The sequence below is a fragment of the Stenotrophomonas sp. YJH_SMC_33 genome, from assembly GCF_059372295.1.
In genome coordinates, this window is record NZ_JCAFVJ010000005.1 from 17,203 (window position 1) to 30,315 (window position 13,113).

General features: G+C 65.9%; 10 protein-coding genes. 2 read left to right on the top strand and 8 right to left on the bottom strand.

Annotation, left to right across the window (positions count from 1 at the left end; all coding sequences use genetic code 11):
• Positions 1-56 precede the first annotated feature (56 nt).
• The 3 genes from AC5P9W_RS09890 to AC5P9W_RS09900 all read right to left on the bottom strand — a co-directional run bounded on the left by AC5P9W_RS09890 (position 57) and on the right by AC5P9W_RS09900 (position 3,868).
• Complete coding sequence (locus tag AC5P9W_RS09890) at positions 57-1,079, bottom strand: ribonuclease H-like domain-containing protein (protein WP_111103607.1); 1,023 nt, start codon at positions 1,077-1,079, stop codon at positions 57-59.
• Positions 1,076-3,565: a DEAD/DEAH box helicase gene (locus AC5P9W_RS09895; protein ID WP_111098116.1), complete on the bottom strand. Its 2,490-nt coding sequence runs from the start codon at positions 3,563-3,565 to the stop codon at positions 1,076-1,078. Before AC5P9W_RS09895 ends, AC5P9W_RS09890 begins: the two co-directional genes overlap by 4 nt.
• A 93-nt stretch (positions 3,566-3,658) precedes the next feature.
• Positions 3,659-3,868 carry a hypothetical protein gene (locus AC5P9W_RS09900; RefSeq protein ID WP_206621541.1) on the bottom strand — a complete coding sequence of 70 codons (210 nt, stop codon included), beginning with the start codon at positions 3,866-3,868 and terminating at the stop codon, positions 3,659-3,661.
• Between the two features lie 191 nt (positions 3,869-4,059).
• On the opposite strand from AC5P9W_RS09900, the gene AC5P9W_RS09905 reads away from it, so the two are divergent.
• Both AC5P9W_RS09905 and AC5P9W_RS09910 read left to right on the top strand, forming a co-directional pair.
• Positions 4,060-4,578 carry a hypothetical protein gene (locus tag AC5P9W_RS09905; RefSeq protein WP_206621516.1) on the top strand — a complete coding sequence of 173 codons (519 nt, stop codon included), beginning with the start codon at positions 4,060-4,062 and terminating at the stop codon, positions 4,576-4,578.
• A gap of 63 nt (positions 4,579-4,641) precedes the next feature.
• Positions 4,642-5,295: a hypothetical protein gene (locus AC5P9W_RS09910; RefSeq protein ID WP_495219147.1), complete on the top strand. Its 654-nt coding sequence runs from the start codon at positions 4,642-4,644 to the stop codon at positions 5,293-5,295.
• 20 nt (positions 5,296-5,315) lie between these two features.
• Here the strand turns inward: AC5P9W_RS09910 and AC5P9W_RS09915 are convergent, their stop codons facing one another.
• From AC5P9W_RS09915 to AC5P9W_RS09935, 5 genes are all read right to left on the bottom strand, one after another.
• Positions 5,316-7,016: a DUF262 domain-containing protein gene (locus tag AC5P9W_RS09915; protein WP_206621517.1), complete on the bottom strand. Its 1,701-nt coding sequence runs from the start codon at positions 7,014-7,016 to the stop codon at positions 5,316-5,318.
• A 103-nt stretch (positions 7,017-7,119) separates the two neighbouring features.
• Positions 7,120-8,940, bottom strand: a complete 1,821-nt coding sequence (locus tag AC5P9W_RS09920; RefSeq protein WP_206621518.1) for a hypothetical protein — start codon at positions 8,938-8,940, stop codon at positions 7,120-7,122.
• Positions 8,937-11,102 carry a hypothetical protein gene (locus AC5P9W_RS09925; RefSeq protein ID WP_206621519.1) on the bottom strand — a complete coding sequence of 722 codons (2,166 nt, stop codon included), beginning with the start codon at positions 11,100-11,102 and terminating at the stop codon, positions 8,937-8,939. Before AC5P9W_RS09925 ends, AC5P9W_RS09920 begins: the two co-directional genes overlap by 4 nt.
• A complete protein-coding gene (locus tag AC5P9W_RS09930) occupies positions 11,099-12,220 on the bottom strand; it encodes a BatA domain-containing protein (protein ID WP_111103565.1) in 1,122 nt (373 codons plus the stop codon). Before AC5P9W_RS09930 ends, AC5P9W_RS09925 begins: the two co-directional genes overlap by 4 nt.
• A complete protein-coding gene (locus AC5P9W_RS09935) occupies positions 12,217-13,113 on the bottom strand; it encodes a DUF58 domain-containing protein (RefSeq protein ID WP_197575746.1) in 897 nt (298 codons plus the stop codon). Before AC5P9W_RS09935 ends, AC5P9W_RS09930 begins: the two co-directional genes overlap by 4 nt.

The following is a 13,113-nucleotide window of genomic DNA, read 5'->3' on the forward strand; positions in this document are numbered from 1 at the left end:
GTGGCGGCAGTGTCACCGCTGCCACCGTCAGGGCATGTCAACGCTGCCCCGTGTCATTACTGCCCGACCAGCGCCAGTGTCTCGCGCTCGCGCTGTTCCTCGCGCACCAGCCGCTGCAGCAGCAAGGCCAGCGTCACCACGTCCTGATGATTGTGATCGGCCACCCGGCGCAGGTTCACGGCGTCGCCGCCACGCAGGAAGCGCAACCATGCTCCCGGTGCCTCCGAGCCCGGCAGGTCGTCCTCGCGCACCACGCGCAGCAGCTGGCGCTCGATGGTGGACAGCCTGCAGTTCTCCCAGGTGCCGCGATAGCGCCGGCGGGTGGGGTAGAGCAGGTCCACATGGTCCAGCGCCGTGATCGGATCGCGTTGGCGCGCCAGCCGGTAGCGCGCCTTCAGCAGCGGCGCATCGTAGCTGCGGCCGTTGTAGCTGCAGAACACGGTGGAGGGCTGCAGCCAGCTGGCGAAGGTGGCCAGCATCGCTTCTTCCGCAGCCATGGTGGACATCAGCAGCTGGCGGATGCGCAGGCCTTCGCCACGCTGCGGGCACACGTACCAGTCGGCCGCGCCGATCATGAAGGCACGCGTGCCGGTGCCACCGGCCAGGCCGGTGGTCTCGGTATCGAAGAACAGCAGGTCGCGCGCAGCTACGTGCTGGTCCTCGCGCTTGGCGAAGGCCAATGACAGCGGGGCGGTCGGGATTGGTTGCGGCTGCAGCGATTCGATCAGGAACAGGCCCGGTGCGATCTCCTCGCCGGGCAGCTGACGATCCTGTGCGCTGGCGCGTGCCGGCGTGGTACTGCCGCGGGAGCGCAGGCCGAGCAGGCGATGCAGGCTGCCTACTTCCGGCCGACGCAGCGGTACGGGTGCCGGTGCGGAGGCCGCAGCGCCGGTCGGCTTGTGGCGGATTTCCTGTTCGACCCAGGCGAACACCGAACGTTCGGCCGGTGGTTGCCGCGCATCGTTGGCGGCCACGGGCGCCGGTGGCGCAGGGGGCGCGTCCGGCGCGGCCGGTGTGATCGCCTTCGGGTCGCCGGCCTGCTTCCGCAGCAGGCGCAGCTTGTCCAGGCTCAGGCTCACGGTGCCAGCAACTCCATCGGCTCGCGCGTGGTGATCACCACGTCGGGCACATGCTGGCAGGCGTCGGCGTCGAACAGGTCGAGCACGCGCAGCGCCAGCGTGCGCGGCGAAGTCTCATCGTCTTCCTGCGCGGCCAGCACCGGACCCACGCAGGCCGGGCAGCCAGCCTTGCAGTCGCAGCGCTGCACCAGTTCGCGCGCGCGCTGCACCAGCTCGGCCTGGCGTTGCCACAGCGGTTCGCTGAGGCCGACACCGCCGGGGAAATTGTCGTACAGGTACACGGTGGGCACGAATTCCTGCAGCAGCTCCACTCCAGCGGGATCGCCCTCGCTGCCGCGTAGCTGGCCACGGCCACTCTGGTCGGCGATGGCGAACCAGGAACCATCGCCGTTGCCGACCGACTTCTGCAGGTCGCGCGCATCGGCCATCACCGCCACGGTGGCAACGATGTGCAGCGCGTAGGCGGCGCCGAGAAAACCATCCAGCGCATCCTGCTTGCTGGCGAACGCACGCAGCAGCAGCGCCTGAGGCAGCTGCCACCACACCGCCGTGGTGTGCAGTTCCTGGTCAGGCAGGTTCACCGGGCCGTAGCCGATGTTTTCGTGGGTGTAATAGCGGATCTTCTTGTAGCCGGCCACGCGCCGCACTACATGCACTTCGCCATGGTGCGAATCGCCACGGCCGGCCACGCCGCCGTCGAAACGGTCCAGCACCTTGAGCTTGGTGAAGTCGATGCTGTCGGTGTAGTAGTCCACGTGGGTACGGGTGACGTAGGCCTTGCGGCCCTCCCAGTCCAGCGTCTCCACCTGGTACGGGGTGGACTGCACCATGTGGATCGCCCCTTCGTACAGGGTGAGTGCGGCGGCGGAGTAATCGACCTCGGCGATGATCTGCTGGCGGCCATCGCTGCGGTCGACCACCACGAAGTTACCGTCGGCCACCGCGCGCAGGCTGACCGCATTGGCGGGATAACTGTCGGCAATCCATTCCCAGCGCTCGCCTTCGCGGTGGATCACTTCGGTCTCTGCCAGCGCTTCCAGGAATACCTCCGGATCGATCGGGCCGAAGCCATCGCCGACCCGGAACGGCAGCTCGAAGGCCGCGCACCGGATATGGTCGAACAGGATCAGCGGCTGGTCCGGCGCGATACGCGCGTGCTCGGGCGAGGCCTCGGCGAAGAAGTCCGGATGCCGCACCACGTACTGGTCCAGCGGCTGCGAACTGGCCACCATCACCCCCAGCGCGGGCTGCTGGCGGCGACCGGCACGGCCAAAGCGCTGCCAGGTGGCGGCCACGCTGCCGGGGTAACCATTGAGGATGACCACGTCCAGGCTGCCGATATCCACGCCCAGTTCCAGCGCCGACGTGCTGACGATGCCGTCGATGTTGCCGGCACGCATCGCGCGCTCGGTCTCGCGCCGCTCGGTGGGCAGGTAGCCACCGCGGTAGGCGCGGATGCGCGGCGGTTTGCGCGGGTCGTGGTCGAAGATGTCCTTCAGGTACTTGGTCAGCACTTCGACCATCAACCGGGTCTGCGCGAACACCAGGGTCTTCAGCCCGGACTTGATCGCGATGCGCGCGATGCGGTTGCTCTGCGACCGCGCCGAGGCGCGCAGGCCCAGGTCCGGATTGATCACCGGCGGGTTCCACAGCAGCACCTGTTTCGGCCCGCTGGGCGCGCCGGATTCGGTGATGGCGGTGACCGGCGCCTCGATCAGCGCCTCGGCATGTGCCTGCGGGTTGCCGATGGTGGCCGAGCACAGGATGAACTGCGGTTGCACGCCGTAGAACGCGCAGATGCGCTTGAGCCGGCGCAGCACGTTGGTGACGTGGCTGCCGAACACGCCGCGGTAGGTGTGTACTTCGTCGATGACGATGTAGCGCAGGTTCTCGAAGAACTGCGCCCACTTGGTGTGATGCGGCAGGATCGCCTGGTGCAGCATGTCCGGATTGGACACCACGATGTCGCCATGCAGGCGGATCGCCTGGCGCGCATCACCCGGGGTATCGCCATCGAAGGTGAAGGCCTTGACGCCCAGATCGCCAGCACGGTTGAGTTCCAGCAGCTCGGCCACCTGGTCCTGTGCCAGCGCCTTGGTCGGGAACAGGTACAGCGCCTTGGCTTTGTCCTGCATGGCCGCACTGACCACCGGCAGGGTGTAGCACAGCGACTTGCCGCTGGCGGTGGGGGTGACGATGGCCACGTGTTCGCCGCGCTGGCTGGCCTCCCACGCTTCGGCCTGGTGGCTGTAGAGCTGCTCGATGCCACGTGCCTTCAGCGCGGCGGCCAGCGCCGGCGGCACCGACCCGGGAATGGGCGCGTAGCGGCCTTCGCGGCCGGGAATGGCGAAGCTGCCGGTGATGCGGTCCTGGTAGCGGCGCTGCAGGCGCGCGCTGAGCAGGGCGCCGTCGCGGGCGGGCAGGCCGTCGCGGGTGGCGAGCTTCTGCTCGGCGTCGGCGGTGCGCTTGGCGAGTTCGTAGGCCATGGAAAGTGGAGCCCGGACGGATTGCGAGGGGTCACATGGCACCACATCCACGTCTCAGGATGTGAGACATCGCGCGCGAGGGGCGTGAACCGTTCAGTGCCACGGGTCCGGACGCTGCGCGATATCCGCGTCAAGCGCCTCATTGCGGCGGAGGAACTGCACCATGCAGACCACAAACCGCATCGCGTGCCAGCCCAACGCCAGCAATGCCGCCGCCCGCCACCCAGACGCAAGCGGCCAGCCCAGCTCCAGGCGCTGCGACAACGGCGGCCGACGCGGCAGGCGTATGGAGGGAGCTGTCATCAGCGAGGCCTTACCGGGAAAACCGCAGGATGCCGTCCCCATCCCCCGGCGGGAATGAAGTTCGTTGCAAACTTCGGTGCCCGGTCAGCGCAGCGACGATGCGTGACACACCCTGAATGCCCCCGCCGATGCCAACGAAATCTGAAGCCCGCATCCGTATCCTTGTTCACTGGACGCAACCAACAGGGTGGATGGCTGTGGCACGACGTGGAACGCAGGGAGCGCTGCTGGCCAGCCTGTTGCTGGCGGGCATCGCGCAGGCGCAGCAGGCAGCGCCGGTAGCGGTGTCCGATCCTGTGCCCGCTCCCCCTGCTGATGCCCCGGCAACACCTGCCGCGCCGATCTCCACCACCCTGCCACAGGACAATGTCACCACCCTCGGCGAAGTGCGTGCGCTCAAGCCCGATGACGAACCGCTGGACCTGTACCGCTTCAAGAATCCGGTGAAGTTCGGCGACAACCGCTTCAGCCGCGACTGGAGCGAACCGCCCTCGCCGGAGCAGGTCAGCATGGGCGGTGGCTACATCATGATGGGCGTGGTCAAGGGTGTGATGGCGGCAGCCAAAGGCATCAACAAACTCACCGGCGGGCCGGACCAGATCCAGGCGGCCGTGGCGCGGCCACCGCCAGAGCTCAGCGCCGAACAGCAGCAGCGCGCGCTGCGGTTCTCTCAGGAGCAGGATGCCGGCGATGCACCGCCGGTCAAGTAGCCCGGTACATCCTGCCGGCTCCCCCACCAATAGTGCTGCCATGTTCCTGCGTTCGATCTGCCTGTGGCCACATTGCTGCCGGTCTCCGCCTTTGCGGCTGGCATCGCCGGCGGTGGTGCCTGCCGCAACGGTGCGTTCCCCTCCGAACAAAGCCAGTTCGCACTGGCGCGGGTGATCGATGCACCCCGTCTGTACCTGCTTGGCGACATGGACGGCTGCCCGGCCAAGGGCGAGCCTGCCTGCCGACAGCGCAGCTATGTGGTCAACGGCGATACGGTGGTGACCGGGCGTGATCTCGGCCGCTACCGCTGCGCGTTCTTCCCGAACAAGGTGGGTGGCAGTGCCGGTTGGGTCGACCGCAGCAAGCTGCAGCCATTGCCGGTGGCCGTGCCAACGCTGCAGGACTGGGCGGGGGAGTGGAAGGATGGTGACAACGGCCTGCGCATTACCGTGCAGGGCGGGCAACTGCATGTGGAGGGTGACGCTTATTGGCCCTCCGCCAACCCCACGCCGGAGCAGCGTCCCTATGGACCCAACATGGACCAGGTGGAAGCGCGCGCGGCGCCGCGTGGTGCTGATGTCGAGTTCGTCGAGGACACCTGCAAGGTCCGCGTGCATTCGCTGGGTGCGGTGCTGATCGTGGCCGACAACAGCGAATGCGGTGGCATGAACGTGCGCTTCAACGGTGTGTACCGGCGCGCCGCCAGGTCCAATTAGGACGTGGCGGCGCGTCATTTTTATTTGATTGCAAGAGCCGTCGCGAGATTATCGCAGACCACTTTGCTCCAGCGTTCCGAATCTTTCTTTGTCCAGGTGTCTTGCGGGTTCTGCTGGAGGAATAGGGCGACAATTTTTAGATTTGACTTTTTGTAAATTTCCTTCTTGCTTTTGAACGAAAGTCCTTTTTTCATCTCGTTGTTCAACTTTTCGTCAAGTGGGATCAGGTTGCCAATTCCACTGGCCCAGTCATCACCTGAGCTTTGATCTTTGACGTGCTCAATTGAGATGCTTTCAATTTTAAGTTCATTCGTGCCCTGCAAATAATGTTCTAACTTGGTAAAGACAATCTGAATTGTCTTTTTGTCGTTATCATTGTTTTTGTCGAGAGAGAGCTTTCGAACTGCATCGCTTATCTTCGACGCTGCAGGTAGCTTCTTCTTGATGCTCTCGTTGAGGGCAACAATTGCCTGCTTGGCCTTCGTCTTGTTGGTGCCCGCAGCATAGAGCTTCTTGGCCGCACGCGTGTAGGTTCCCTCTAAACCAGAGGCCCGCTCTTGACAAAGGTTCGAAAACGCGAAGTGGAAGGATTCAACGTTTGTAACGGAATTTACAAAATCAGTCTGCGCAACTGTTTTCGCCTCCCTCGCGGCAAGCAGGGAGAGAAGATATGGACGAACCTGAGTGACCTTGTAGCTGTTGATTAACTTTAGGGCTCTCCCAACTGGCTTCTCCTTTTGCTGTGGCCAGTTGCGATCATCTGGAGCGCAGATCATTTTGTAAAATTTTGCGGCTGCTTGAAGCTCAAGAAGAAATTCTTTTGCTGGCGCAATCTTGTTTTTCTTTAGTAAGTCCTTGAAGCTTTTGTAAAGGCGGTCATTCGATGCAAAGGCATATTTGGAATTCCAGTAGTGCCGAAAGAATGTTTCCAAGTCTGCAAACTTGGAAATTTCGCGGCGAAGGGATCCCCATATATCCTTTGCATTGTCGTTTGGGTGAGTTGTTTTGTAGTTCTTAAATATCCAATTCTTTATAAGATCGACCGATGTCAGGCTCAGTCCGCGGGCATTTAACGTTTCAAAGATTGTATATGCGTCGTCTTCATTCTTTGCAGTGACAAGAATAAACTTAAGATGATTCAGAACTTGCTCTCGCAGCGATTTTGTCGACTCTAGGTCGCTAAGCGTGCCAAGCTTGTAAGAAGATACTCGCTTTGTAAATTTGTCAAATGCGTCCTTTAGGTTTTTCTCTTCGTCAGTGGACGCGGTGCTAATCTTCTCGGGCGTCATTGCCTGAAGTTCGTTCTGGAAGAACGGCTTGGGGCTCTCATTCGCTAGCTTGAAGTACTTTTTGCCATCATTGTCCGTTCCTTCGATGACATTGTTGTATAGCGCCTGGGCTGCTGCGCTGTCTCCTAGAGCATCAAGCCTGGCAACGATGCAACGCAGCAGGAGTGTTAAAGTTGTAAGTCGCTGCTGACCGTCGACAATGAGATAGTCTGGGCGTGTATCTTCGCCAACAAGGACTATGCAGCCAATGAAGTACTCCTCATGTTTAGCAGGCTTGCTACCTTGCGCAGTAATCTGCTGAACAATGTCTTCCCAGAATTCGTCGATCTCTTCCTGCGTCCACGAATACTCGCGCTGGAAGCGCGGCACTACATATTTTTTACTGGGCGAGAAAATTTCGTTGACGGATCGCGTCTCTGCATTTAATTCCATTGGTTCTTCCGAAAGAATGAAGGCTCTGTTTATCAGTGCGGTAGATTATTCTGCGCTAGTGCGCAATAAATTTCGGCAAGCGGCTAGAGAACTTTAGCGATTTTCAAGTATTCCTAGGCGTCTTTCGTTCCCGCCACCACAGCGACGAAGCGCACAACACGAACGCCAGCCACCACGGCCAGCGTGAGCCCGGCACGGGTTGCACCACCGACGCGTCTGCCAGCGTGCTGGCAGCCAACGCCCGCGTGGTCGCATCGATCATCACCTGTCGATGCAGCGTCGGTGCATCCTTCGGGTCGAACACATAGCGCCAGACAACGCTGTCGCCATGCTGCAGGCGTTGCCAGCCTGCCTCACGGGGCCACCAGCCGGCGCAGCGCAGCGCCGACGCCGTGCCATCGACGATCAGGGGCACGTCGTCGCCGCGTTTGTTGAAGGCCTGCAGTGGTGCCTGCACACCGCACAGCGCCTGTCGTTCACCTGCCCAGGCGATCGGCTGCGGTGACCACAGTGCATCAGCGCTGTCCTGCGCGCGTGCCAACGTGGCCACCGCGTCGCTCCAGAGTTCGCCGTGGCGGTCATCGCGGCCGGCCAGCACCCAACGCCAGCTGTCGGTGATGGGCAGCAGGCCGATGCGGCCCTTGCCGACCGCGCGCCAGCCACCGATGGCGTTGCCAGCCCGATCGTGCAGCAGTGCGCTGCCGCCCGGCGCCTGCAACGCCAGTGCTTCCAGCGAAGGCAGCGCGGCACTGTGCGAGCTGCGGTCGGCCTCTTCGCCGTAGCCGGTGGGCAATGTGCCGGCGGCGAGCGGGCCACGGCGTGCGGCGAGGATCGCGCCTTCGCCATCGCCGGGAAGTTCGAGGGGGTGGCTGCTGCCATCACCCTGCACTGGCAGGCCCAGATCGCGCAGGCGCTGGCGTGCACTGGCCGAAGGTGCGCCCGCACTGCGTACCAGCACGCCCAGTCCATCGCGCAGCGCCTGGCGCACGGCGGCCAGCTGGCCCGCACTCAATGCTACGAGGCTGCGCTCGTCCAGCAGCAGCAGATCGCTGCGCGTGAGCGATGCTGCATCAATCGCCACTGCGCCATCGCCGATGCTGAGTCCGGCCCCGGTATCCGCCTGCACCTGCACACGGATGCCGGCATCGGCCGCCCAGCGGCGCAGGTACTTCAGCTCTGGCCCCGGCGCGCTGGCGCGCACCAGCAGGCGCAGCGGTGCGGACGGCAGGGTCTGCTGTGGCACCGGTAGGCTGTCCACCACATGGCCGTCGGCATCGAGCAGGCGCAGCTGGAACACGCTGCGGCCTTCGGCGCGGGCGATACCACTCAGCTGCACGCGGCCGTCGTCGGCAACCTCCGTGCGATCGACCACGCTGCCGGCCGGGTCGAGCAGTTCTGCTTTCGCCTTGACCACGCCACGCGCCTGTGCCTGCACGTCAAAGCGGGCACCGGGTGCGACATCGGCCGGTGGTTGCAGTGCGATCCAGCCGCGCGGCTCCGGTGCGGCCTGCCAACGTACATCCAGCGGCAGCACCGTGTCGCGGTCACGTGCGGCCAGGCCTGCACCGACCAGCGTCAGCGTGGCGGCCGGATGCTGGCGCAGCGCGGTGGCCAGGTCGGGAACGCGCTGTGCGCCGGGCACATCGGCAGCTTCGGGCAACAGCAACAGCGGGCCTTCGCTGGCCGGGGGTGCGCCGGCCTTGCCGGCATCGACGCCAAGCACGACCAGCCCGCCTGCGGGCTGCTGGCGGGTGGGCGGCATCAGGCAGAAGTACAGCAGCGTGGCGACGATGACCTGCAGTGCGATCACGCTCCACCGGTGGCCAGGGTGCGTTGTGCTTCCACGCAACTGGCGCACGCTGGCGATGACCACGACCAGAGTGAGTGCCAGCGCAATCCACAGGTTCAGGCTGGTGGCGGTCATGGCTGCGCCTCCAGCGCATCGAGGTAGCGCTGGCCCATCGCATCGGCCGCACTGCGCCGCATCGCCTGCGGCAGTGGACGCTGCAGCGCGCGCCACAGCTGCGCACGCAGGCGCTGGCGACAGTCGATGCAGTCGGGCTCGATGCGCAGCTGCTCGATGGCCGCAGCCAGATCCAATGCATCGGGCAGGTAGGCCGCGTTGCGCTGCTGCCAGGCCGCGAGCGCATCGAGATCCGGTGCGCCGTTGTCATCACCGAGGCGCTGCCAGGCTTCAACGATGGCCGGATCGGGCGGGGTGCGCGCGGCCAATGGCAGTTCGCGACTGGCCAGTCCGGCGCGATCACCGCCCAGCCGGCGGCTTTCATCGATGGGTGGCAGCTCCGGCCCGACCCGGGCCAGGTAGATGCGCTCGGCCTGCTGCACCTGCTTGATGAAGCCCAGCGCCTTGTAGGCAAATGGCAGCGCCTGCTGCGGGCGGCCCTGGCGCAGCTCACCTTCGGCCGACCACATCTGGTCAAGCGCGGCCTTCAACGTGGCGCGGGTCTGCGGGTCGAGCAGGGTGGCCGCCTCGGCGTGGTCATGGGTGTGCCCGTATTCGGAAAGCACGTCGGTCGCGCTGCCGAACACCGGCGGGATATCTGCGTTGGCTGCACCGCCATGATCGTGGCCATGGTCGTCGTGCGCACCGGCCTGCGTGCCAAGGGCGTGCTCGTGATCGTCGTCGTGGCCCTTTGCGGTCGGCGCATCGCTGGTGGGCAGGTCGCTGGTCGGCGGCGGCTTTGGCGCACCTTCGCTTTCCTCGCCCAGGAACTGGCCGTAGCGCAGGCGCAGGATGCGCTGGTCGACACCGATCGCATCGCTGCGCTTCACGACGTCCTCGGCGGCCAGGCTGCGTCGCTGCCGGATCAGCGCTTCGGCATCGATGATGATCTGCCGCTGGCTGCGGAAATACGCAGGCAGGGTCTTCTTGATGCGGCCCTCGAGCTCTGCACCGAGCGCGACTTCGGCGCTGGGCAGGCGCAGGATCACACTGCTGCTGCGCCCGGTCTGCGGCGTGGGCGCGTGATTGTCGCGCACCTCCAGCTGGGCGATCACATCGTTGCCGGGCTGCGCGCCCAGCGACGCCAGATCAAGGGTGTGGGCGAAACGCCGCGCGGTGGCTTCGCCGCTGCCGGCAAGCGTGACGCTGCGCTTCACGAAGGTGATGTTCTCACCGCTGCCCTGGGTGGTGGTGATCGACAGCGTTGCCTGCGCCGCGACACCGTAATCGTCGTTGGCTTCGAAGCGCAGTGCCCACTGTCGTTGCCCCGGCGTGCCCAGCACCAGGCTGGCCGTGGGCTCCAGTACGCGCACGCTGGGTGCACGGTCGGCCACCACATCCAGCCGATGCAGGCGGGTCTCTGCCAGTGCCGGTTCGCTCACCACGCGGTACAGCACCGGCGCGCGTGCCACATCCTGCGCCTGCCACTGTCCTTCGTGCTCGCTCAGCGGCAACCTGCGACCATCGTGGAACTGCAGCCATGCCTTGTCCGGTGCGCGGTCGAAGCGCAGCGACCAGGACAGTCGGCTGTCGGCGGCGACCTTGGCGTCCAGCGCATTCTGGGTAAGCGTGGCCTGGCCGGTATAGGCCGGTGCGTCGATGCGCAGGCGGGTGGACTGCAGGCGTAGCGGGCCTGCCGCGGCCGTGCTGCCCGGCGCTGAGGTGCGGACTGGCGCGGAACCGGGGTTCGAACGTGGCCAGCCGACTGCCAGCACAACAATGGCCAGGCCTGCGATCCAGCACAGCGCCAATGCCCCAGGCGGCCAGTGTGGACGCAGCTCCGGCATCGCGCGTTCCAGCGTGGCCAGCACATGCGCACGCTGGCGCTGCTGCAGCGGATTGAGCGTGGCGGCATCGGCGAACAGCAGATCGGCACTGTCCTCGCTGGCACCGCTGCCATCAAGGTGGCGTTGCAGCCACTGCCGGTCCAGTTGGCGGGCATGCGCAGTGGCGAAGCCCGCACACGCGAGCAGGCTGATCGTACCGACGACGCAGGCGATATCGAAACCTGCCAGACGCAGGGCCAGCCCCGCCGCAGCCAGCGCCCATGGCAGGCCCAGCAGCAGGGTGATGAGCGCACGGCGCCGGCGCGCACGTTGCCAGGCGTGCTGCAAGGTATTCATGCGGCCACCCTGCGGCGGGCGCTGCTGGCCATCCAGCGTTCCAGGGCGAACAGCAGCACGATAGCCAGCAACAGCCAAGGCGTCGGCTCACGCAGCGGTGGTGTTGCAGCAGGCAATGCGGCCCGCTGCGGTGCCTGGTCACGTGCATCGCCCAGGCGCGGAGCCGTGGGTGGCTGCAGCGCCAGCAGCAGGGCACGCGGCAACTTCGGATCGCGCAGCGCGGCGTTGCTCGTGGTATTCCAGTCGCCCGGCAGCGCCAGCAGATAGCCGTGGCCGACGCGTTGTTGCCACAGCAGCGGTGCGCCCTCCGCGTCGCGCAGCAGGATGCGGGCGTCGGCAGCGGGCTTGCCGGCGGTGATGACACGACCGCCGTCGAGCAGCCACGCCTGCCAGTTCGCCGGCAGTGCATCGCTGCGGCTCCACACGCCGATCTCGCCGCGTTCGGGCAGGGCATCCACCGACAGCGGAGCGAGCGTTGCCTGCACGCCCCACGCGCGCTGCAGTGCGTTCAACCAGTGCTGGGCAGTGGCGGATGCCTCGCCGTGCGCGCGCAGCTGCGGCAATGCCGCTGCAGTCTGCGGCGGTGTCACCGGCATCGGCTGCGTGTGCCATTGCACGTCGCGCGACAGCTGCAGGCGGGCGCCATCCAGGCCGGGCAGGGGATCGGGAACGTGCACGGTCAACGCGGTGCCCGCAGGCAGCTGTGCGTCCAGTTCGCGCAACAGGCTGGGCAGGGATGCGCTGGATGCCGGTGGTGCCTGATCGATGGCGGGGAAGCCAGGTGCCAGCCAGTGCCAGTTGCCATCCTCGGCCGCTCCACGCAGTGCCGTAGCATCCAGTCCCGGCGCTACCACGGTCCATGCAGCGGGGGGCGCTGCCGGGCCCGTCAGCGCGGGCCGCGCCAGCAGCAGCGCCAAGGCTGCCAGTAGCAACAGCCGCACCAGCAGCAACGGCCAGTCATCGAAGCGGATGCGCTGGCGCGGCCGTATCTGTGCACGCAGCCAGCGCAGCGCGGCGAAATCCAGTGGCGTATACGGATGGCGGCGGGCCAGGTGGATCAGCAGCGGCAGCAGCCCTGCGGCGAGAGCGGCCAGGCCGAGCGGGAACAGCAGGGTCATGCAGCGCCCCCACGGCCGAACAGCGCTTGCAGCGGCTGGTCCAACGGTTGGTCGAGCCAGCCGGTGGCACTGGCGATGCCGCCGGCCTGCAGGCGCGCACGTAATGCGCTGCGTGCGTCAGCGAAGCGCTGCAGGTAATCGGCGCGGATCGCCGCACCGTCGCCCAACAGTTCCTCGCCGGTTTCCGGGTCGCGGAAGCGGTGGCCGGCGTCGAACGGGAAGTCGCGCTCGTCGGCAGTCAGGATCTGCAGCAGTGCCACTTCGCGGCGTGCGCTGGCCAGCTGTTCCAGCAGCACAATGCCGGCCTCGTCAAAACCGTCGCCGATCGCCAGCAGCAGGTCGCCCGGGCGCACGCGTTCCCACAGCGGGCGCAGGCGATCAGGCGCGGGCCAGGCGCCGCGCGCCTGCAAGGCATGCAGTTGCAGATGCACGCGATCACGCTGGCGTGCGCCGTTCGCCGCGGGAACCAGCCGCAGGCCATCGCCATTGATCGCCAGCAGGCCGAAACGGTCGCCCTGCTGCAGCGCCAGTTCCACCACGCAGGCGGCCACGCCGCGCATGTGATCCAAGCGCGTGCGCTGCGGTGCCGCGCGATCGGCCTGGCCGGCCGAGGCGGTGGCATCGAGCAACAGCCAGACCGTGATCGGGCTTTCGCGTTCGGACTCGCGCACGAAGAAGCGATCCGAGCGGGCGTATAGCTTCCAGTCGATCTGGCGCAGTTCGTCTCCCGGCTCGTAGGCACGGTACTGGGCGAACTCGAGGCCGGCACCGCGGCTGCGGCTGGCGTGCTGGCCGATGCCACTGGCACCGCTGGCCAGGCGCGGCCGCAGCCGCAGCAGGCGCAGGCGCGCACGCAAGTCCGGTGGCAAGGTCAGCGGGGTACCGGCGTTCAC